This window comes from Paenibacillus sp. ATY16 (assembly GCF_003399985.2).
Classification (GTDB): domain Bacteria; phylum Bacillota; class Bacilli; order Paenibacillales; family Paenibacillaceae; genus Pristimantibacillus; species Pristimantibacillus glycanilyticus.
Genome location: NZ_NMOK02000020.1, coordinates 56,159 through 77,256 on the forward strand (window position 1 = coordinate 56,159; position 21,098 = coordinate 77,256).

Annotated in this window: 20 protein-coding genes; all 20 read left to right on the top strand. The window is 52.6% G+C overall.

Annotated elements, in window-relative coordinates; translation table 11 throughout:
* The first annotated feature begins 46 nt into the window (after positions 1–46).
* On the top strand, positions 47–985 hold the full coding sequence (gene nadA / locus CFI03_RS11650; protein ID WP_012772070.1) for a quinolinate synthase NadA: 939 nt from the start codon (positions 47–49) through the stop codon (positions 983–985).
* A 46-nt stretch (positions 986–1,031) separates the two neighbouring features.
* A complete protein-coding gene (gene nadB / locus CFI03_RS11655) occupies positions 1,032–2,648 on the top strand; it encodes an L-aspartate oxidase (RefSeq protein ID WP_127497058.1) in 1,617 nt (538 codons plus the stop codon).
* Positions 2,641–3,525 (top strand): carboxylating nicotinate-nucleotide diphosphorylase, encoded by an 885-nt coding sequence (nadC, locus tag CFI03_RS11660; protein ID WP_248757505.1) that lies wholly within the window; start codon positions 2,641–2,643, stop codon positions 3,523–3,525. Before nadB ends, nadC begins: the two co-directional genes overlap by 8 nt.
* Positions 3,522–4,292, top strand: a complete 771-nt coding sequence (locus CFI03_RS11665; RefSeq protein WP_248757506.1) for a type III pantothenate kinase — start codon at positions 3,522–3,524, stop codon at positions 4,290–4,292. The genes nadC and CFI03_RS11665 overlap by 4 nt, the downstream gene beginning before the upstream one ends.
* Positions 4,293–4,294: 2 nt before the next feature.
* The gene (gene hslO, locus CFI03_RS11670) at positions 4,295–5,194 is read left to right on the top strand and encodes an Hsp33 family molecular chaperone HslO (protein WP_127496985.1); all 900 of its coding nucleotides are present in this window, start codon (positions 4,295–4,297) and stop codon (positions 5,192–5,194) included.
* A 19-nt stretch (positions 5,195–5,213) separates the two neighbouring features.
* The gene (locus tag CFI03_RS11675; RefSeq protein WP_248757507.1) at positions 5,214–6,188 is read left to right on the top strand and encodes a peptidylprolyl isomerase; all 975 of its coding nucleotides are present in this window, start codon (positions 5,214–5,216) and stop codon (positions 6,186–6,188) included.
* 160 nt (positions 6,189–6,348) lie between these two features.
* Positions 6,349–7,287, top strand: coding sequence for a cysteine synthase A (gene cysK / locus CFI03_RS11680; RefSeq protein ID WP_248757508.1), 939 nt, complete (start codon positions 6,349–6,351; stop codon positions 7,285–7,287).
* 104 nt (positions 7,288–7,391) lie between these two features.
* Entirely contained in the window at positions 7,392–8,957 is a 1,566-nt protein-coding gene (locus CFI03_RS11685; protein WP_248757509.1) for an anthranilate synthase component I family protein, read from the top strand.
* A 33-nt stretch (positions 8,958–8,990) separates the two neighbouring features.
* Positions 8,991–9,572: an aminodeoxychorismate/anthranilate synthase component II gene (pabA, locus tag CFI03_RS11690; RefSeq protein ID WP_012772078.1), complete on the top strand. Its 582-nt coding sequence runs from the start codon at positions 8,991–8,993 to the stop codon at positions 9,570–9,572.
* A complete protein-coding gene (pabC, locus tag CFI03_RS11695) occupies positions 9,569–10,444 on the top strand; it encodes an aminodeoxychorismate lyase (protein ID WP_248757510.1) in 876 nt (291 codons plus the stop codon). The genes pabA and pabC overlap by 4 nt, the downstream gene beginning before the upstream one ends.
* 2 nt (positions 10,445–10,446) lie before the next feature.
* Positions 10,447–11,331: a dihydropteroate synthase gene (gene folP / locus CFI03_RS11700; RefSeq protein ID WP_248757511.1), complete on the top strand. Its 885-nt coding sequence runs from the start codon at positions 10,447–10,449 to the stop codon at positions 11,329–11,331.
* Between the two features lie 18 nt (positions 11,332–11,349).
* Positions 11,350–11,736 carry a dihydroneopterin aldolase gene (gene folB, locus CFI03_RS11705; RefSeq protein WP_248757512.1) on the top strand — a complete coding sequence of 129 codons (387 nt, stop codon included), beginning with the start codon at positions 11,350–11,352 and terminating at the stop codon, positions 11,734–11,736.
* On the top strand, positions 11,714–12,265 hold the full coding sequence (folK, locus tag CFI03_RS11710; protein WP_248757513.1) for a 2-amino-4-hydroxy-6-hydroxymethyldihydropteridine diphosphokinase: 552 nt from the start codon (positions 11,714–11,716) through the stop codon (positions 12,263–12,265). Before folB ends, folK begins: the two co-directional genes overlap by 23 nt.
* On the top strand, positions 12,217–12,426 hold the full coding sequence (locus tag CFI03_RS11715) for a helix-turn-helix domain-containing protein (protein WP_012772083.1): 210 nt from the start codon (positions 12,217–12,219) through the stop codon (positions 12,424–12,426). The genes folK and CFI03_RS11715 overlap by 49 nt, the downstream gene beginning before the upstream one ends.
* Before the next feature lie 84 nt (positions 12,427–12,510).
* On the top strand, positions 12,511–13,527 hold the full coding sequence (gene dusB / locus CFI03_RS11720; protein WP_248757514.1) for a tRNA dihydrouridine synthase DusB: 1,017 nt from the start codon (positions 12,511–12,513) through the stop codon (positions 13,525–13,527).
* Between the two features lie 261 nt (positions 13,528–13,788).
* Positions 13,789–14,265, top strand: coding sequence for a transcription elongation factor GreA (gene greA / locus CFI03_RS11725; protein ID WP_127496976.1), 477 nt, complete (start codon positions 13,789–13,791; stop codon positions 14,263–14,265).
* Between the two features lie 183 nt (positions 14,266–14,448).
* On the top strand, positions 14,449–15,975 hold the full coding sequence (gene lysS / locus CFI03_RS11730; protein WP_174806593.1) for a lysine--tRNA ligase: 1,527 nt from the start codon (positions 14,449–14,451) through the stop codon (positions 15,973–15,975).
* Positions 15,976–16,126: 151 nt separating this feature from the next.
* Entirely contained in the window at positions 16,127–19,564 is a 3,438-nt protein-coding gene (locus tag CFI03_RS11735) for a phospholipid carrier-dependent glycosyltransferase (RefSeq protein WP_248757515.1), read from the top strand.
* A gap of 22 nt (positions 19,565–19,586) precedes the next feature.
* Complete coding sequence (locus CFI03_RS11740) at positions 19,587–20,570, top strand: glycosyltransferase family 2 protein (RefSeq protein ID WP_248757516.1); 984 nt, start codon at positions 19,587–19,589, stop codon at positions 20,568–20,570.
* Positions 20,560–21,006: a GtrA family protein gene (locus CFI03_RS11745; protein ID WP_248757517.1), complete on the top strand. Its 447-nt coding sequence runs from the start codon at positions 20,560–20,562 to the stop codon at positions 21,004–21,006. Before CFI03_RS11740 ends, CFI03_RS11745 begins: the two co-directional genes overlap by 11 nt.
* Positions 21,007–21,098: the final 92 nt, after the last annotated feature.

The following is a 21,098-nucleotide window of genomic DNA, read 5'->3' on the forward strand; positions in this document are numbered from 1 at the left end:
GGAATGGGACTCATCGCCCATCCCTCATAAGAGGAGAGGATCAACTGTGGAAGCACTGGCGCTGGAACGCAAGGCGGAACAGAATCGTGAACTGCGTGAAAGGCTCATGCAATTGAAGAAGGAACGCAATGCCATCATTCTTGCCCATTATTATCAACGAGACGAAATTCAAGAGGTGGCCGATTTCCGCGGGGACTCGTTCCTGCTCGCGCAAAAGGCTGCACAAACCGATGCGGACGTTATTGTTTTTTGCGGCGTTCATTTTATGGGAGAGAGCGCGAAAATTCTGGCTCCTAACAAAACCGTCATTATCCCCGACGAACGGGCCGGCTGTCCAATGGCCGACATGGTTAACGTGGACGGCTTGCGCAAGCTGAAGGCACAGCATCCGAACGCGACTGTTGTTACGTATATTAACTCTTCTGCGGAAATCAAAGCGGAGACGGATATTTGCTGTACCTCGGCCAACGCCGTTAAAGTGGTGAATTCGGTTGAAGGCGATGAAGTCATCTGGGTACCGGACAAAAACCTTGGCCACTACGTGCAGCAGAACACCGACAAGAAAATGATTATCTGGGAAGGTTATTGCAACACCCATGATATGCTGACGGTGAAAGACGTTGAAGAGATGAAGGCGAAATATCCGAACGCTCAATTTGTCGTGCATCCGGAATGCCGTCCGGAGGTTGTGGAGCTTGGCGATTTCGTCGGCAGTACAACGGCTATTATTAAATATTGCAAAGAATCGGATTGTCAGGAGTTTATCGTTGGTACGGAAGACGGTACCGGCTACCAATTGCGTCTGGACAGCCCGAACAAGACTTTCCATTTTGCATCCAAATATTTGGTTTGCCCGAACATGAAAGTGAACAACTTGAAGAAGCTGGTGAAATGCCTGGAAACCATGCAGCCTCAAATTTACGTTCCTGATCATGTTGCGGACGAGGCCCGTAAGTCCCTGGAGCGCATGTTACTCGTTAAATAGGAGGAGCATGCGCTACTCCTATGCTTGGAGGCGCATTACGAAGATGATGATACCAAGATATCTTGTTGATTTGTCACTCGAGGACTTGCCGGTAATAGAGAAGGACGTTATTGTGATCGGGGCCGGCATCGCCGGTCTTTTTACCGCACTTCGGGCAAGCGAGAATAACCAGTCTGTCTTAATGATTACGAAAAAATCGCTGCTCGACAGCAATACGCGTTACGCGCAGGGCGGTATCGCGGCCGTCATCTCGGATGACGATTCCCCGGCTTACCACCGAGAGGATACGCTTATCGCGGGGGCCGGCCTCTGCTCCGAGGATGCCGTTAACGTTCTGGTTCACGAAGGGCCGGAAGGGGTTAACAATCTGATCAGAATGGGGACGCAGTTCGATCTCGAGAACGGTGAATTCGCGCTGACCAAAGAAGGCGCGCATAGCCAGCGCCGCATCCTTCATGCCAACGGCGATGCGACGGGTTACGAGATTGTGCGCGCTCTCTCGGAGAAGGCGACGGCCGACCCGGGCATTGACGTGTGGGACGATCATTTCGTGATCGATCTTGTTACGCAGGATGGCGAATGCTGCGGAGCGATCGTGCAGAAGCCCGACGGGCACCGCTTGTACGTAAGAGGCAAAGCGACGATTCTCTGCTCCGGCGGGACGGGACAATTATATCGTTATACAACGAATCCGGATGTCGCAACCGGAGACGGCATTGCAATGGCTTACCGGGCAGGTGCGCTTATTCAGGATATGGAGTTTGTGCAATTCCATCCGACTTCGCTGTGTTATCCCGGCGCTCCGCGTTTCTTGATCTCGGAGGCCGTACGCGGTGAAGGCGCTTATCTGCGCAATATCCGGGGCGAGCGGTTCATGGACCGTTATCATCATCAGCTGGAGCTTGCGCCGCGCGATGTCGTGGCACGCGCTATAGTAAGCGAGATGGAAGAGACGAAATCCACTTTCGTCTATTTGGATATCACGCATGAGTCGCCGGAAATGGTGAAGCATCGTTTCCCTACGATTTACGAATTCTGTCTGCAGTACGGGCTGGACCTGACTACCGACTGGATCCCGGTTGCGCCGGCTGCCCATTATATGATGGGCGGAGTCAAAACCGACCTGTTCGGGGAAACCAATATAAGAAGACTGTTTGCATGCGGAGAAGTATCGTCTACCGGCGTTCATGGCGCGAACCGCCTGGCGAGCAATTCGTTGTCGGAAGCGATTGTGTTCGGCAAACGGATCGTAGACAGCATTATGAAGTTGCCGCAGCTGGAGACGAAGCCTGTTATTGAAAAGGAACAGCCGCGCAGCGGCGCGCCTATGCAGGCGGTAGTCGAGAAAAGGCTGAAGCTGCAGAAGGTGATGGTGCGGTATGCCGGACTTCGCCGTGACGCTCATGGTCTTGAGAGAGGGCTCGAGGAACTGAAGCGCCAGCTGCCGTTCTTCCAATCGGTTCTGACCAAACGCGAGGAATACGAGTTCGCCAACCTGCTGACCTGCGCGGTTCTGACTACGGAATCCGCGCTTCAGAGGGAAGAAAGCCGAGGCGGTCATTTCCGGGAGGACTTCCCGGAGAAGAATGACGAGGTGTGGCGCAAGCATACCGTAATGCAACGGCTGCAAGGAACGACAGAGGAGCGAATTATTCATGTTTGATACAACATTTGGCACCTATAACCATGCCCTGCGCGAGCAAATCCGCGGCTGGCTGGCCGAAGATATCGGAAGCGGCGATATCACGACGGCAACTACCATCCCGATGGGCTCTCAGTCGACAGCGGTGATCCATGTGAAAGAGAGCGGGATTATTGCCGGTCTTCCGGTTGCGCGGATCGTTTTCGAGATTGTAGACCCGGCGCTTCGGTTCGAAGCAAAAGTACAAGACGGCGAGTATGCGGAAAAGGGTACGGTGATCGCAACCGTAGAAGGCAGTACCCATAGCCTGCTCACCGGCGAGCGTCTGGCGCTTAACCTGATGCAGCGTATGTCAGGCATCGCAACAAAAACGAATGCTTTCGTAACGGCGTTGGAAGGCTTGCCGGTCCGTCTTGTGGACACGCGCAAAACAACGCCCGGCCACCGAATGCTGGAGAAGTATGCGGTCCGAGTTGGCGGAGGGGCAAATCACCGGTTCGGTTTATATGACGCCGTAATGATCAAAGATAATCATATCAAGGGCGCGGGCGGAATCCGCCAGGCTGTTGAAGCATCCCGCGCGGCGATCCCACATACAATGAAGATCGAGGTAGAGGCGGAGTCTCTTGAACAAGTGGAAGAGGCTCTGGCTAGCGGCGCGGATATTATTATGCTCGATAACATGGCACCGGCGCTGATGACGGAAGCGGTAAGCCTCATTAAGTCGCGCTCGCCTCATGTTATAGTAGAAGCATCGGGCAACGTGCGTTTGGATACGGTTCGCGCCATTGCAGCTTGCGGCGTAGACGTTATTTCCGTCGGCGGCTTGACCTATTCGTTTAATGCCCTTGATATCAGTCTGGATTTGAATGAGAAAAAAGGAGGCGCGCGGACGTGATTTTAGTAATCGATGTGGGCAATACAAACATCGTTCTGGGCGTCTATAAAGGCAAGGAACTGCTGCATCATTGGCGGCTCAGCACGAACCGCTCGGCGACCGTTGACGAGTACGGCATGAACATACACAATCTGTTCCACTATGCGGGAATCCGGATGGAGCAGATCGAAGGCGTTATTATCTCCTCGGTTGTTCCGCCGCTCATGCGTGCCCTCGAGCAGCTATGCATGAAATATTTGCGCAAGACGCCGCTTGTCGTGGGTCCGGGCGTTAAAACAGGGCTTAATATCCGCTATGAGAATCCTCGCGAGGTCGGAGCCGACCGGATCGTGAACTCCGTTGCGGGTATCGTGAAATATGGCTCGCCGCTTATCGTTGTCGATTTCGGCACGGCCACAACGTTTGACTATATCGATGCTTCGGGAAGCTACCTGGGCGGAGCGATCGTGCCCGGCATCGGCATTTCCACGGAAGCTTTGTACCAGCGTGCGGCAAAGCTGCCGCGTATTGAATTGGTCAAGCCGAAGAGCGTCATCGGCCGCAATCCCGTTACGTCCATGCAAGCCGGTATCATCTACGGTTACGCGGGACAAGTTGACGGTATCGTGAACCGGATCAAAAAAGAATTTCAAGTGAGCCCGCGCGTTGTAGCAACAGGAGGGCTTGCGGAGTTAATTAGCACGGAATCGGAAACGATAGAAGAAGTCGATCCACTTCTGACGTTGGAAGGATTGCGCATTATTTACGAACGGAATCAGGAGGGATAACCATGGAGCAGTTACCAGACGTACTCGTCCGGGGTACGGCGTGGGGAGGTAAAATTCGCGTATTTGCAGCCTGCACAACGCAGCTTGTAAACGAATTGCAGCGGCGCCATCAAACATTGCCGACTGCAACAGCAGCCTTCGGGCGCACGGCTACGGCTGCCGCCATTATGGGAGCCATGCTGAAAGGCGAGGAGCAGCTGACGGTAAAAGTAAAAGGCGACGGTCCAATCGGCCAAATCGTCGTTGACGCGAATGCGCACGGCGAGGTGCGCGGGTATGTCGATAACCCGGATGTCCTGTTGCCAAGCAACGAGCACGGGAAGATTGACGTTGCCGGCGGGGTAGGCCGGAACGGTTATCTCCACATTATCAAGGATCTCGGCCTCAAGGATCCTTATCTCGGCAGTGTACCGATTGTATCGGGCGAGCTGGGCGAAGACTTCACTTATTATTTCGCCGTATCCGAACAGACGCCTTCCGCAGTTGGACTTGGCGTGCTTGTAGAGCCGGAAGGAAAAGTCACTCATGCAGGCGGTTTTATTTTGCAGCTTCTGCCGGGCCTTACCGATGAGGAGATTACCCGTCTTGAGCAGGCTATCGGTTCCATTCCGCATGTGACGAAGCTGATGGAGCAGGGCGAAACGCCGGAGGGTATCCTTCGCAGGCTGGTAGGAGACGATCTGCATATCCATGATTCGCTGGAATTGAAATTCCAATGCAAATGCTCGCGGGATCGGGTGGAGCAGACACTAATCAGCCTTGGGGCGTCGGAGCTGGAGCAGATTATTGAGGAAGACGGCAAGGCAGAGGTGGTCTGCCATTATTGCAATGAGGCTTACACGTTCGACCGGGAGCAGCTGCAAGAGCTGCTTGACCAGGCGAAGCCAAAGCTCGTGCAATAATGCCGGAGGCAATGGGGAAATGAAGAAATACGGGGTATTAAAAGCAGTTGTTGTTCTTCAAGCGATCTGTATGATCGTATTAAGCGTTGCGGTTATTGTGAAGCTGTCTCCGTTCTCGGACGATCCCGACAAGCATGATCCCGATTCGGAGACAAAGGCGCAAGCCGGGGATACGCCAAGCGATTCCGATCTCTCGCGCAGCGAAGGAATCGCCGCAACGGTAGGCGGGTTTCCGATTACGGCAGCGGATTTGGCCGATCAGCTTAAGCGGCAGTATGGCGATAATGTACTGCGGACCATGATGGTTCGCAAGGCGATTGACCTGGAAGCTGAGGCTCAGCAGTTAAGCCTGTCCTCCGAGGAAGAGGAGAGGGAGCTTACCGCTATGATGGACGGCTATGATAGCGAGGAAGTTTTTTATGAAGTAATGAAAGAGCAGCTTGGCATGACGAAGAGTGATGTAGAGGAAGATATAAGGTACCGTCTGCTGCTCGAGAAAATTGCTATTCTGACCGTTAATCTGTCCGAAGTGGAGATCGAGAATTACATAGCGGCTCATCCGGAGCAATTCGCGGACCGGCTAAGGCTTCATGTGCAGTGGATTGTCACGGATACGGAAAAGGAAGCAGACGATGTGCTTGATAAGCTTACGGCCGGCGATACGTTCGAACAGCTTGCGCTGGAGTATTCGAAGGATGCGAATACAGCGGATACGGGCGGCGACCTCGGTCTTATCGATTCGGATGATCCGTTCTATGATGCCGATATGCTGGAGGAAGCCGGCAGGTTGCAGACCGGCGAGTCGACCGGACCCATTAAGGTGTCGGAAGGCTATGCGGTTATTCGCGTGCTGGAGCGGCAGAAGACGGACGGCCTGTCCGGCCATGTCCTGTACGATACCGCCCGCAAGGAGCTGGCGCTGTCCAAAGCCAAGCCGCTTAACGAGATCGAGGATGATTTGCTCGAGAAATACAACGCAGAGATTACCCCTTAGGAGCACTTATCTATCATCTGGAAGCCGCCCACTGGGCGGCTTCTCCCTTTTCCTGTCAATTCAAGAAAGAAACTATTGACAACGGATGCGAGAGATTGATAAGATGTTAGTAGTGAAAAAACCAACTAAATTAGTCGGAATAAGGGAGGCAATTATTCTCATGGCTAGAATCGTTAACAGCGTAACTGAACTTATTGGTGATACACCGCTTGTCCGTTTGAACCGTCTTGTACCGGAGGACAGCGCGGAAATCTATGTAAAGCTTGAGTACCAGAACCCGGGCGCAAGCGTTAAAGACCGTATCGCGATCAGCATGATCGAAGTAGCGGAGCAAGAAGGCGTTCTGAAGCCTGGCGATACAATTGTTGAGCCTACAAGCGGCAACACGGGTATCGGTCTTGCGATGGTAGCTGCGGCAAAAGGCTACAAAGCGATCCTCGTTATGCCTGAAACAATGAGTATCGAGCGCCGCAACCTGCTTCGTGCTTACGGTGCTGAGCTTGTTCTGACTCCAGGATCCGAAGGCATGAACGGAGCCGTTCGCAAAGCGGAAGAGCTGGCGAAAGAGAATCCGTCCTACTTCATTCCGCAACAGTTCAAGAACCAAGCTAACGTAAAAGTACACCGCGAAACAACAGGTCCGGAAATCGTTGAAGCGATTAACTCGCTTGACGGCAAGCTGGATGCTTTTGTTGCCGGTATCGGTACTGGCGGTACAATCTCGGGTACGGGCGAAGTGCTGAAGAAGAACTTCGAAGGTATCAAGATTTACGCGGTTGAGCCTGCTGCATCCCCGATCCTGTCGGGCGGCAACCCAGGTCCTCACAAAATCCAAGGTATCGGCGCTAACTTCGTGCCGGATATCCTGAACCGTGAGATCTACGACGACGTTATTACCGTTGAGAACGAAGAAGCTTTCGAGTATGCACGCCGTGCTGCAAAAGAAGAAGGTATCCTGTGCGGTATTTCTTCCGGCGCTGCGATCTTTGCTGCTCTGAAAGTAGCGAAAGAGCTCGGCAAAGGCAAACGCGTTATTGCCGTTGTTCCTTCGAACGGCGAACGTTACCTGTCCACGCCTCTGTTCAACTTCGAGAACTAATATTGTCTCCTATAAGTCCCCCGTTCTTAGGAACGGGGGCTTTTTGACGTTTGCGGAGGCTTTTTGTATACTTAGCAAATCATAGCTGATCGGAGGGAATTAACATGTTCACCGCACTAGGGCAGTGGGCTTTATGGCAGGCAGAACGGAAATACACAACCTTGCCGCTGCTGAAGCGCATTCCTCTTCATACCGTTACCGTTGAATCATGGGAGTCGGCATGGCGTGCGGCTTCCCCGCATGCATTCGTATTGGAAAGCGGCAAGGATGGACGTTATACCTATTTGGGATTGCATCCGGAAGGGGTTATCCGCGGCAAAGGAGACAATGCCCAATCATCGGAATGGGACCGCGAGGGACAAGTCCTGTCGGAACAATCCTGGGAGGGCAAGCCGCTTGAAGTGGTCCGGCGCTGGATGGAGCCGCAACGCTCTCCTAAACTTGCGGATGGTCCTAAGTGGACGGGAGGCTGCATAGGCTTCTGGAGCTATGACGTGATCCGCTCTATCGAGCGGCTGCCCGAGCTAGCGGCGGACGATACGGGACTTCCGGATTATCTGTTCCTGCGGATGAACCGGATCTGGATCGTGGATCAACAGGAGAAGATGCTGTACTGCGCGGTCCATACCGCGGTTACCGGGGAAGAGAACGAAGAGCAGCTGCAGGCCAAGTACGACGAGGCGGTTGTACAGGCTGAGGAGATGGAGGTATTCTGGCAGCATCATATTCAGCTTCAGGGCGGCGAGGCGTCAGCCGTTCGCGAGGAACGCAGACAGTTCACGGAAAGCGATAGTCTTCACATTGACGTAGAGTCGGTCGAAGGCATCACCTCTCCATTCCGGAAGGAAGCCTTTATGGAGGCAGTCCGCCGGATTCAGCGGTATATCGGCCAGGGAGACGTATTCCAAGTGAACCTGTCTCAGCGGCAGAGCCGGAAGGTCAGTTCTTCGCCGGAAGAGTTATACGAATGGCTGCGTATTTTTAATCCATCGCCTTATATGGGCTTTCTGCGCTGTCCGGACTTCCAGCTGGTCTCTGCCTCTCCGGAGCTTCTCGTCGAGCGGAACGGCGATAAGCTGGCAACCCGCCCGATAGCGGGCACGCGCCGCCGGGGCCGCTCGGAGGAAGAAGACCGCAAGATGGCGGAAGAACTCCGTACAAGCGAGAAGGAGCGGGCCGAGCATATTATGCTGGTTGACCTGGAGCGGAACGATCTTGGGCGGATATCGGAATTTGGAACCGTTAAAGTGGAAGAGCTGATGGTCATCGAATACTATTCCCACGTGATGCATCTGGTCTCGCAGGTGGAAGGACGCCTTGCGGACGGGAAGGATGCGTTTGACGTCATCGCCGCGACATTCCCGGGCGGAACGATTACAGGCGCGCCGAAGATCCGGACCATGGAAATCATCGAGGAGCTTGAGCCCGTGCGGCGCGGGGCTTATACGGGATCGCTCGGATGGATTGACTATAATGGCGATATGGAATTTAATATAATAATAAGAACAATGGCGGTGAAGGACGGTATCGTTAATATTCAGGCCGGGGCCGGTATCGTTATCGATTCCGATCCGGAGCGGGAATATTACGAATCGTTGAATAAAGCAAAGGCGCTATGGAAGGCGATTCAGTACAGCGAGCGGTTTGCGGAGCAGACGAGCCGGACGTAGCGTAGAGCGATACACAAAGGGGGAGCAGGAGCGATGATTCTAGTAATTGATAATTATGATTCGTTTACGTACAACTTGGTGCAGTATTTGGGTGAACTGGGCGAAGAGGTTGTCGTGAAACGGAATGACGAGATTGATCTTGCGGGCATTGAGGCGTTAAAGCCTGACCATATTCTGATCTCGCCGGGACCTTGCTCTCCGAACGAAGCGGGGATCAGCCTGTCGGTCATTGAGCATTTCAAGGGCATTATTCCGATTTTTGGCGTATGTCTTGGCCACCAGTCGATCGGACAAGCGTTTGGCGGCGACGTTGTGCGCGCGGAGAAGCTGATGCACGGCAAGACGTCTGAAATCCTGCATGACGGCAAAACGATCTTTGAAGGGATTCCTTCTCCGTATACGGCTACCCGGTACCACTCTCTTATCGTGAAGCGCGAGACGCTTCCGGATTGCCTGGAGATCAGCGCGGAAACGGCGGAAGGCGAAATTATGGGACTGCGTCATAAGGAATATCCGATTGAAGGCGTACAGTTCCACCCCGAATCGATCATCACGCAGCACGGTCACGACATGCTGCGCAATTTCTTGAAAATCCGCACGGGCGCGGCTCGATGAAGATCGGGCTGAACGGTACGGTAATGGAATCTGGCGAAGCTGTGATCTCGGTATACGATCACGGCTTTTTGTACGGTATGGGGTTATTTGAGACGTTCCGCACGTACGGCGGCCAGCCGTATTTGCTGGAGCGGCATATGAAGCGACTGGCGGAGGGCTGCGAAGCGATCGGTATCCGTTACAAGCCGGATCTGGATGCCCTTCGGAAGATGATAGCGGCCCTGCTGAAAGAGAACGGGCTTGCGGAAGGTTATATCCGTCTCACCGTTACGGCGGGAACCGGGGAACTGGGACTTCCGTCGGGAGATTACGAGCAGCCAACGGAGTTCATGCTCGTTAAGGCGCTTCCGCCCCATAACGAGAGCCTGTACAGCGAAGGAAAAGAATTACGGCTGCTTAAGACGGCAAGAAATACCCCGGAAGGGGACATTCGATTAAAATCGCTCCATTATATGAACAATATAATCGCTAAGCGGGAATTGCTGGCAAGCGATGCTTCGCCGGCGGCGGAAGGGCTTATGCTGAGCCATGAGGGACTTCTTGCGGAAGGCATCGTCAGCAATTTGTTTTTTGTGCAGGAGGACACGATTTATACCCCTTCAACCGATATCGGCATTTTGCCGGGGATAACAAGGCAGCGGGTTATCGAACTGGCTCGAGGGCTTGGCTATACGGTGAGGGAAGGACACTATTTGTTTGAGGAGCTCCTTGCCTCGAATGAAGTATGGCTAACGACTTCTATACAGGAGCTTGTACCGGTAACGCGCGTAACCGATCATCATGGCGGCAGTACGGCGGTTGGTTCCGGCTCGGCGGGACCCGTGCTTCGGGAGCTGCTGCTCGCCTACCGCCAAGATACGGAGGAACAATAACGATGAGCGAACAAGAACAGGGACAGGAACTTACAGGCTATAAGCCGACCTTTTGGAATAGAAGCTACGAGCTTGGCGGCGGAATAAAGCTGGAGCTTGGGAAGCGGACGCTGATTATGGGCATTCTGAACGCTACGCCGGATTCTTTCTCGGATGGCGGACGGTATAACCATGCGGAGGCTGCCGCTGCGCGTGCGGCGGCTATGGTTGACGAAGGCGTCGATATTATCGATATCGGCGCGGAATCGACGCGTCCCGGCTTTGAGCCGGTCAGCGTAGAAGAAGAGCTCCGCCGCCTGCTGCCCGTTATCCGGGCCGTACGCGAGGCTGCGCCTCACGTGCCGATTTCCATCGACACGTACAAAGCCGAGACGGCGCGCCAGGCGCTTGAAGCGGGCGCGCATATTATCAACGACATTTGGGGTCTGAAGTATGACCCCTTTATGGCGGCCGTGGCGGCCGAATATGGCTGTCCGGTTATTATCAGCCACAACCGCCCTGCCCGGGACTACGGAGACCTTGTCCCGGATGTGCTCGCCGACCTGCAGGCGAGCGTGGCCATTGCGCTTCGGGCTGGCGTTGAAGCGAGCCGGATCTGGCTCGACCCGGGCCTCGGCTTCGCAAAGGATCATGACGACAACCTGGAATTTATGGGCCGGTTGTCGGAACTGACCGCGCTTGGCTACCCGGTGCTTCTTGGCACCTCGCGCAAACGGTTTATCCGGCAGACGCTTGACCTGCCGGTCGACGATCTTGCGGAAGGCACGGCAGCAACTACGGCGCTTGGCATTGCCCAGGGCTGCCAAATCGTACGCGTGCATGATGTGCGCGCGAATAAGCGGACAGCGATGATGACCGACGCGATCATGTACCGCGGTTCTAAATAGAAAGCGAGGAAGCGAAGCATGGACAGCATGATTATGAAGGGCATGCAATTTTACGGTTATCACGGTGTTTTTCAGGAGGAGAACCGGCTGGGACAGAAGTTTATCGTTGACCTTGACCTAAAGCTGGACCTGGAGAAAGCGGCGGCAACCGATGATTTGGACGCAACGATTAACTATGCCGAGCTGTACGAGCAGATCAAATCCGTTGTGCAGGGAGAGCCTTATAAATTAATCGAAGCTTTGGCCGGCGGCATTGCAACGCGGGTTTTGGAAGCTTATACTATGATAAATGAAGTGGCGGTTCGCGTAACGAAGCCTAATCCGCCGTTCGAGATCCATTTTGACGGGGTTACAATTGAGCTCCGCCGCAAGCGGGACGGGAATGGACGTGTCGTCCGTGCCTAACACCTTGGCGGAAGCGTACATTGCTCTAGGCTCCAACCTTAACGATCGCGAGGGACTGCTTCGGCAGGCAATTGAATACCTCCAACAGCAGCCCGGCGTTCAAGCGTTAAGGATATCCGGTATTTACGAGACTGATCCTGTCGGGTATACGGATCAGCCGGCTTTTCTGAATATGGCGATGGCCGTTAAGACGACTCTTCCACCCCTCGAGCTTCTTCACGTGTTGTTTAAAGTGGAGCAGCTTCTTGGACGCGTAAGAGATATACGCTGGGGACCGCGCACCATAGATCTAGATCTGCTGTTATATGAAGATGTAGCGATGGATGACGAGGAGCTGACGCTGCCTCATCCCCGTATGCTGGAGCGGGCTTTCGTGCTTGTTCCCCTTGCGGATGTCATCGATCCGTCGCATCCTCTGCAGGACCGTGTTTCGGCTTCTGCGGCAGCGGCGCTTCAGGATGGAAAGGAAGGCATCACGTTATGGAAAATCACCAATTGGCTCAGCGGGTCCGGGCATTCCGGAAGCTGAAGGGCTACACCCAGCAGGAGCTGGCAAAGGTATTAGGCGTATCGGTTGCGGTCCTTGGATCGCTGGAGCGGGGAACCCGCAAGCCCGATGCCCGGCTTATGATGAATATAGCGAATACGCTTGGCATCAGCTATGAAGAACTAATGGATACGGAATCTTAACGTATTTTTCATATGCAGTTGAACTCTGTTACGTCCGTCGATGAAGGCGGTCATTCCGTTCAGGAAGGAGGAACAAGGAGCAGTATGTTGAAAATCGGTGACATCGAGATGAAAAATAAAGTCGTGCTCGCGCCGATGGCGGGCGTCTGCAACCCGGCTTTCCGTCTGATTGCGAAAGAATTCGGAACCGGCCTGGTATGCGCGGAGATGGTCAGCGACAAAGCGATTCTGCACGGCAACAAGCGCACGATGGAAATGCTGTTTGTAGACGATCGCGAAAAGCCGCTTAGCCTGCAAATTTTCGGTGGTGACCGCGAATCGCTCGTCGAGGCGGCCAAGGTTGTCGACCAACAGACCAACGCCGATATTATTGATATTAATATGGGCTGTCCGGTGCCGAAGGTTACGAGCTGCGACGCCGGCGCGCGCTGGCTGCTTGACCCTAACAAAATTTACGAGATGGTTTCGGCGGTAACCACCGCTGTCAGCAAGCCGGTTACCGTGAAGATGCGGATCGGCTGGGACGACGAGCATATTTACGCGGTAGACAACGCGAAGGCTGTCGAAAGCGCGGGCGGCAAAGCGGTCAGCGTTCATGGCCGTACTCGCGAGCAGCAATACACCGGCAAAGCGAACTGGGATATTATCCGCGACGTGAAACAGGCGGTTTCCATTCCGGTTATCGGCAACGGCGACGTCTTCTCGCCGGAAGATGCCCGTCGACTGCTCGACCATACCGGCTGCGACGGCGTTATGATCGGACGCGGAGCGCTTGGAAATCCTTGGATGCTGTACCGAACGATTCAATACCTGGAATCGGGCGAGCTGCTGCCGGATCCGCTTCCGCGCGAGAAGCTGGAAGTTGCGATTTTGCATATGGACCGTCTAATAGCCTTGAGAGGCGAAGCAACCGCCGTACGCGAAATGCGCAAGCATATGGCCTGGTACCTCAAAGGACTTCCGGGCGCGGCACGCGTGAAAGATGTCATTATGGAAGAGACAGGACGCGACAAGCTTGTCGAAATTATGGAGCAGTACATTGCTTCTTTGAATGAAGAAGCATTTGCCGGCGTGGCCGGCAGTTCCAACAACGCACATTAAGAGAGGGGGAGGATTATCGGTCAAGGGGCCGGTAATCCTCCTAAGTCTCTTTAAGATAAAGCGGTTACAACACAAATTTGGCTTTGATTGACATTCGGGGTCTCTTTGAAATATAATCTTGCAATATACATCAACGACATCGTCGTTTCCGCGCTAGCTGCCCCGCAACTTGGCATGAGGAACGGGGAATGCAATATATTTAAATAACAGTGAATTCATACGCCGTATGAATAATATGTCACACGACAGGAGAATCGGAAGATGAGCGATAAGGAAATCATTCTGACTCAGGACGGGTTAAAGAAACTTGAAGAGGAACTGGAAAACCTCAAGTCGGTCAAGCGTCGTGAAGTAGCGGAACGTATTAAGGTGGCCATTGGCTACGGCGACATCAGCGAGAACTCGGAATACGAGGATGCCAAAAATGAACAGGCTTTTATCGAAGGCCGTATCATTACGCTTGAGAAAATGCTCCGCAACGCGCGGATTATCAATAACGATGAGATCGATACCGATACGGTAAGTATTGGATCGGTTGTAACGGTGGAAGATTTGGAATTCGGTGATACAATGGAATATGCAATCGTAGGTACAGCCGAGTCCGATCCTCTTCGTAACAAGATTTCGAATGAGAGCCCTGTAGGCAAAGCGATACTGGGCAAGAAGAAAGGTACTGTTGTGGACGTTAGCGTGCCTGCCGGCATCATTCAATATAAAATCGTCGATATTAAAAAATAAGGTCTGCACTGCCATTTGCGCATATTTTTCGAAAGCTTCCTTAGCGGAAGCTTTTTGAACGTTAAATATAAGAAAGTATAGGTTGTCTCTATACGGTACTTATATTTCACTCGCGAAACGTCTGCTGCCCCTCCACAGGACGGCGCAGCCGTTTACGCTTGAGCAGTGCCTTTCATTTAGGAGATGAATAAAGTGGATCAGCAAAACACGGGAGTGGAACAAGAACAAGAACTAAGCGAACTTCTGCAAATCCGCAGAGACAAATTGGACGAGCTGAGAGCTCTTGGCGTTGACCCGTTCGGCGTCAAATTCGAGCGTACGCACAATGCGAAAGACATTGTGTCCGCTTATGAAGAGCTCAGCAAGGAAGAGCTGGAGGAGAAAGCGATCAAGGTAAGCGTTGCGGGCCGCATTATGCAAAAACGCGGCATGGGCAAAGCTTCTTTTGCGCATATCCAGGATCTTTCCGGCAAAATCCAAATTTACGTTCGCAAGGATACGGTTGAAGCGAACAAATACGCGGCATTTGAAATGCTTGATATCGGCGATATCGTTGGCATCACAGGCGTCGTGTTCAAGACAAACACCGGCGAAGTATCGGTAAAAGCTCACGAAGTGGAAGTGTTGACGAAGTCTTTGCTCCCGCTGCCTGATAAATATCACGGCCTGAAGGACGTAGAGCTGCGCTACCGTCAGCGTTACGTCGATCTGATCGTGAATCCGGACGTACAGCAGACGTTCATTACGCGTTCCCGCATTATTCAATCGATGCGTCGTTACCTTGATTCGAAGGGCTACCTCGAAGTGGAAACGCCAACGCTGCATTCCATTGCCGGCGGTGCTGCGGCTCGGCCGTTCATCACTCACCACAACGCGCTTGATATGCAGCTGTACATGCGTATCGCGATTGAGCTTCACCTGAAACGCCTTATCGTAGGCGGTCTGGAGAAAGTATACGAGATTGGCCGCGTGTACCGGAACGAAGGCATCTCGACGCGCCATAATCCGGAGTTTACCATGATCGAGCTGTACGAGGCTTATGCCGATTACAAGGACATCATGGCGCTGACGGAGAACCTGATCGCCCATATCGCGCAAGAGGTTCTGGGCACGATGAAAATTTCCTACCAAGGCCAAGAGATCGATCTGACGCCGCAATGGCGCCGTGTTTCGATGGTAGACCTGGTTAAAGAGGTTACCGGCGTAGACTTCAGCGTGGAGATGAGCGACGAAGAAGCTCATGCTCTCGCGAAGGAGCATAAAGTACCGGTTGAGCCGCATATGACGTTTGGCCACATTCTGAATGCGTTCTTCGAAACGCATTGCGAGCATACTCTGATTCAGCCTACGTTCGTTACGGGACATCCGGTTGCAATCTCGCCGCTGGCGAAAAAGAACCCGGTAGATCCGCGCTTTACGGACCGCTTCGAGCTGTTTATCGTAGCGCGCGAGCATGCGAACGCGTTCACCGAGCTGAACGATCCGATCGACCAGCGTCAGCGTTTTGAAGCTCAGCTTGTCGAGAAGGAACAAGGCAATGACGAAGCGCATGAGATGGATGACGACTTCATCCGCGCCCTCGAGTACGGCATGCCGCCTACCGGCGGACTTGGCATTGGCGTTGACCGCCTTGTTATGCTGCTTACCGATGCGCCTTCCATCCGCGACGTTCTGCTCTTCCCGCATATGCGCGAGCGTGCAGGCGAATAAGAAGTTAACGACAGCACCGCTTGGACTAACGGGTCCGGGCGGTGTTTTTTTGCGATAGGAGCGCACATTGACTTTTGATAGGGAAAGTGAGAATGTATTTTAAAGGAAAAACAAGCTCGAGAAACTTAACGTTTGAGGTGAACCGCGGAAAATGTGGAAGAGTGGCTTGCGTGCAATCATTTGTTTATTATTTGTTCTCGTTGTTGGCCTTTTACCTGCCATGAACGTTTATGTATCCGCTGAGGGGAGTGCCGGCGCAGAAACCAATGCCTTAGGCAATATTGCGACAGAAGCGTTCTCACCTGTCATTACCCAGTCGGAACAGACCGCCTCGGCTACACCTCAAAATCAGGAGAAAATAGACCCGAAAAAAATATCGGCCTTTTCGGTATTGTCGGTATCGGCTTTGTTTGGCGCCTTATTCGCTTACCTGTATAGCAGATGGCTGCGTGCCCGGGAATTTACGGTGAGCGGCCAATCTCTTGCGGCTGGCGGAAAGCCGTCCCTGAACGGACTGTGGATCGCGCTACTAGCGGCATTCGCCTTCCGATTCTACATAGCGGCCACGAATCCAGGCTATACGAATGATATCAATACGTTTATTTATTGGGCGAATCACGCCTTTAAGGACGGACTCGGCAACTTCTATCAGGAAGGGCTGTTTGCCGATTATCCGCCCGGTTATATATATGTGCTCTATGTCATGGGGGCGCTGCAATCGTGGTTCGGCATGGGGTCAGCCAGCGATGCGGCAATCGTATTCTACAAGCTTCCGGCTATTTTCACCGATCTGATTACCGGTTATCTCATTTACCGTACAGCGGCGAAAAAACTCGATCACCGCGCTGCCTTCGGCCTAGCAATGATTTTCGTCTGGAACCCTGCCGTCTGGATCAACTCCGCCGGATGGGGTCAGGTTGATTCCTTTTTTGCGCTGATTCTTGTATTAGCCATTCGGGCTATTACGGACGGCAAACTGGAGCGCGGTTCAATCTGGTTTGCGCTGGCCGTGCTTGTGAAGCCGCAGGCGCTTATTTTTACGCCGGTTATGCTTCTCGCTTACGGCTACAACCTGAGGCATTGGAAGCGTATTGCCGCGGGGATTTGTTACGGCTTTATAGCGTTCCTTCTGCTCGCCGCACCGTTTATTTGGAAGAACGGCGGTTTATCCGGACTCTATGATCTTTATAAATCAACCTTGTCTTCTTATCCGTACGCCACGCTGAACGCCTTTAATCTTTATGCTTTAACGGGCGGTAACTGGGCGAAGCTGGACGCGCATTGGCTAGGCTTAGAATATTCGGTTTGGGGGAACATTGGGATCGTTTTTGCGACAGTAGTCTCAGTCCTGTTCTTCGCCTTCCGGAAGCAGCAGAAGGATCTGACCGGTTCCTTCTACATGGCTCTGATTCTGATCGTTACGGTCTTTATGTTTGCTGCCAAAATGCACGAGCGCTACATGTTCCCGGCACTTCTGCTGATGATTTTCGCTTATGTGGAAGCGAAGGATCGCCGTATTCTGCATCTGCTGATTGGCTTTAGCATTACGCATTATATTAATGTCGGCTATGTCTTGGCCTTCAGCCAGGAGAATACGTTCCTGCCTTCTTCGAACGGCATTATGATCGTAACTTCGCTTGTTAACATCGGTTTGTATTTGTATATGATCTATATCGGTTATGATAGATATATCAAGGGCCGCCAGCAGCCGGTTCCGGCGGTGACGAAAGACGAGCTTGCCATGTCCGAAGAGCGGCTGCTTCAAAGCGTAAGGTCACAGGAGCAGCCTCCCCGCAGGCTGCACCGCAAGGACTGGTTATGGATGTCCGTCATTACGGGCGTCTATGCCGTTATTGCGCTCATGAATCTCGGTTCCACGGTTAGCTTTGACAGCGGTTGGAAGGCGGACCGGGACGGCCAAAGCTTCTATGTGGATTTTGGCAAGCCGGTGCAAGTCGGTCAAATCAACAGCTTTAATGGGGTTGGCGTTGGCAAGTACAAGTGGGAATTCAGCAGCAGCACGCCTGACCAATGGAGCAATCCGATCGAGATTGAGCAAAAAGTTGGCGACGACTTGAAGTGGACGGTTAACCCCGTCAATCAGACGGTCCGGTATGCGAAGCTGACAGTAACCCAGTGGGGCTTCTCCATGCAGGAGGTTGCCTTCTACCCGGAAGGAAGCGATAAGCCGATCCCGGTTGAGCAGGTTGTTGATCTTGGCGATGAAAGCGACGTGCAGCAGGATGCGGCTCTAGCAGGCAGCAGGTTGTTTGATGAACAGAAGAATGCCGTATATAAACCGAACTACTTTAACAGCTCTTATTTTGACGAGATTTATCATGCCCGGACCGCTTACGAGAATCTTCATGGCATGAAGGCTTACGAGAATACGCATCCGCCGCTCGGCAAGCTGCTAATCGCGGTAGGGATCAAGCTGTTTGGGCTTAGTCCGTTTGGCTGGCGAATTGTAGGCACGCTGTTTGGTATCGGGATGCTGCCGATCATTTACCTGTTTGCCCTGCAGCTGTTCCGTAAGACGGGCTACGCGGCGACGGCAACGATTCTGTTTGCGGCAGACTTTATGCATTTCACGCAGACAAGGATTGCGACAATTGACGTGTATGGCGTCTTTTTCATCATGCTGATGTTCTACTTCATGAATAAATACAGGGAAATGAGCTTTTACAGATCTCCTCTCAGGAAAACGCTTGTGCCTTTATTCTGGGCGGGGCTGTTGTTCGGAATAGGGGTGGCTTCCAAATGGATTGTCATTTATGGCGGTGCCGGCCTGGCGGTTATGCTGGCGCTAGTCCTTATTGAACGTTACCGTGAGCACGCAGCGGCAAAACGCATCTTGGCGGGCGGGGGAGAAAGTTATCCTTATACGGAAAACGAGGCTTATCAAAAGGCTTCCCGCGGGTTTGTGCGCAATACGGTACTGACTCTTGCAAGCTGTCTTGTCTTCTTCGTTGCAATTCCGTTAGTCATTTACTGCTTGTCCTACATTCCGGTCCTACACGTTAAAGGAGATACATATACGGCGGAACGGCTTGTCGAGTACCAGAAGCATATGTATGACTACCACAGCAAGCTTGTCGCTACGCATCCGTATTCCTCCCAATGGTGGGAGTGGCCGTTTATGAAACGTCCGGTCTGGTATTATAACGGTAAAAATCTCGATCCTGGAATGGTCTCGTCCATTTCGGCATTCGGTAATCCGCTAATATGGTGGACGGGGATCTTTGCGGTCATAGCAGCGCTGTATATAAGCGTCAAACGCAAGGATAAGCGGATGTACGTGCTGTGGCTCGCTTATCTATCGCAATACCTGCCATGGATGCTCGTTCCGCGGCTGACGTTCTTGTATCACTATTTTGCCATGGTGCCATTCATGATTTTGGCCATCGTTTATATATTCACCCGCATTGAAGAAGGTCGCGAGAATAAAAAATGGATCCGCTGGGTTTACGCCGGCATAGCGGTCGTCCTGTTTATAATGTATTATCCAGTCATTTCCGGTATGGAAGTAAGCAAGGAATATGTGATGATTGCTCTAAGACATTTTGACTCTTGGGTCTTTTACAGCTGATGAACGGAAGGGGTAGACGGGCATGAAGGCGAGATACAGCATTATAGTGCCGATGTATAACGAAGAAGAAGTGATTCGTCATACGTATGCCAAACTGAAAGAAGTGATGGACGGTTACGGCGAGCCTTACGAGCTCGTATTCGTTAACGACGGCAGCAAAGACCGGACGGTCGAAATCGTGGAAGCCATTTGTCAGCAGGACGGCAATGTTCGTCTGATCAACTTTTCGCGTAACTTCGGCCATCAGATTGCCATTACGGCCGGTATGGATTACGCGCAGGGCGACGCCATAATCATTATAGATGCGGATCTTCAGGATCCGCCGGAAGTAATGCTCGAGATGATCGCCAAATGGAAGGAAGGCTACGAGGTAGTCTACGGCAAGCGGCTGAAGCGCAAAGGCGAAACGGTCTTCAAGAAACTGACGGCGATGATGTTCTACCGTACGATGCGGAGCCTGACGAATTTCGATATTCCGATGGATACCGGCGATTTCCGCTTGATTGACCGCAAGGTATGCGACGTGCTGCGCGGATTGAAAGAGAAGAACCGCTTCGTTCGCGGTCTTGTCAGCTGGGTAGGCTTCCGCCAGACGATGGTGGAGTATGTCCGCGAGGAGCGTTTTGCGGGCGAGACCAAGTATCCGCTCAAAAAAATGATTAATTTTGCGGTGGACGGCATCACCTCCTTCTCTTATAAGCCGCTCAAAATCGCAAGCTATATCGGCTTTACCCTGTCGGCCACAAGCTTCGTTTATTTGCTGGTCGTGCTATGTCAGCGTCTCTTTACTTCGAGCACGGTAGCGGGGTGGACAACCATTGTCGCCATTAATCTCTTGTTTAACGGAATTATTCTGATGCTGCTTGGACTTATTGGCGAGTATATTGGCCGGATCTATGACGAGTCCAAGAACCGTCCTCTATATATCGTAAGAGAAGCCAGAGGGTTTAGCGAAGAGAAGGAACAAGCGGAGAAGCAGGAGAAGGAACGCGAATATGTCCATTGAGCAGCCGCAGCAGCAGATTAGCCCAAGAAAACAAAAGCTTGGCGCGTTAAAGCAATTCGTCTTATTTAATATGATCGGATTGCTCAACACTCTGGTGGACTTTGTTGTCTACAGCTTACTGGTGTGGGCGGGACTGTACGTCCTTCCCGCGCAAGTTATCTCTTATAGTGCCGGCATGGTGAACAGCTATGTGTTTAATTCTCTCATTACCTTTAAAGGGACTTCGAAAAGAGAGGACGGATACAAGGCAGACCGCGGAAGGGCCGTACGCTTCATTCTGCTGAACGCGGCAGTGCTGGGAGTGTCTATGCTGCTTCTCTATGAGCTGACGAAGGAAGCGGGATTAGGTCCGTTCACGGCTAAGCTGCTAGCTACGGGAGTAACCGTTGTGCTTAACTTTGCAGGCAGCAAGTGGTGGGTATTCAAGCAGTCTTAAACCGCATATCAGAATATCTCAAAAAAACTTTTAAAAAGTGCTTGCAATACACTAGGCGTTCATGATATATTATCTCTTGTCGCCGCTGAGAA

Bases quoted from the DNA above. Each gene is read 5' to 3' on its own strand.
- nadB (WP_127497058.1), top strand. From the start codon at position 1,032: ATGATACCAAGATATCTTGTTGATTTGTCACTCGAGGACTTGCCGGTA.
- nadC (WP_248757505.1), top strand. From the start codon at position 2,641: ATGTTTGATACAACATTTGGCACCTATAACCATGCCCTGCGCGAGCAA.
- hslO (WP_127496985.1), top strand. From the start codon at position 4,295: ATGGAGCAGTTACCAGACGTACTCGTCCGGGGTACGGCGTGGGGAGGT.
- CFI03_RS11675 (WP_248757507.1), top strand. From the start codon at position 5,214: ATGAAGAAATACGGGGTATTAAAAGCAGTTGTTGTTCTTCAAGCGATC.
- cysK (WP_248757508.1), top strand. From the start codon at position 6,349: ATGGCTAGAATCGTTAACAGCGTAACTGAACTTATTGGTGATACACCG.
- CFI03_RS11685 (WP_248757509.1), top strand. From the start codon at position 7,392: ATGTTCACCGCACTAGGGCAGTGGGCTTTATGGCAGGCAGAACGGAAA.
- pabA (WP_012772078.1), top strand. From the start codon at position 8,991: ATGATTCTAGTAATTGATAATTATGATTCGTTTACGTACAACTTGGTG.
- pabC (WP_248757510.1), top strand. From the start codon at position 9,569: ATGAAGATCGGGCTGAACGGTACGGTAATGGAATCTGGCGAAGCTGTG.
- folP (WP_248757511.1), top strand. From the start codon at position 10,447: ATGAGCGAACAAGAACAGGGACAGGAACTTACAGGCTATAAGCCGACC.
- folB (WP_248757512.1), top strand. From the start codon at position 11,350: ATGGACAGCATGATTATGAAGGGCATGCAATTTTACGGTTATCACGGT.
- folK (WP_248757513.1), top strand. From the start codon at position 11,714: ATGGACGTGTCGTCCGTGCCTAACACCTTGGCGGAAGCGTACATTGCT.
- CFI03_RS11715 (WP_012772083.1), top strand. From the start codon at position 12,217: ATGGAAAATCACCAATTGGCTCAGCGGGTCCGGGCATTCCGGAAGCTG.
- dusB (WP_248757514.1), top strand. From the start codon at position 12,511: ATGTTGAAAATCGGTGACATCGAGATGAAAAATAAAGTCGTGCTCGCG.
- greA (WP_127496976.1), top strand. From the start codon at position 13,789: ATGAGCGATAAGGAAATCATTCTGACTCAGGACGGGTTAAAGAAACTT.
- lysS (WP_174806593.1), top strand. From the start codon at position 14,449: ATGAATAAAGTGGATCAGCAAAACACGGGAGTGGAACAAGAACAAGAA.
- CFI03_RS11735 (WP_248757515.1), top strand. From the start codon at position 16,127: ATGTGGAAGAGTGGCTTGCGTGCAATCATTTGTTTATTATTTGTTCTC.
- CFI03_RS11740 (WP_248757516.1), top strand. From the start codon at position 19,587: ATGAAGGCGAGATACAGCATTATAGTGCCGATGTATAACGAAGAAGAA.
- CFI03_RS11745 (WP_248757517.1), top strand. From the start codon at position 20,560: ATGTCCATTGAGCAGCCGCAGCAGCAGATTAGCCCAAGAAAACAAAAG.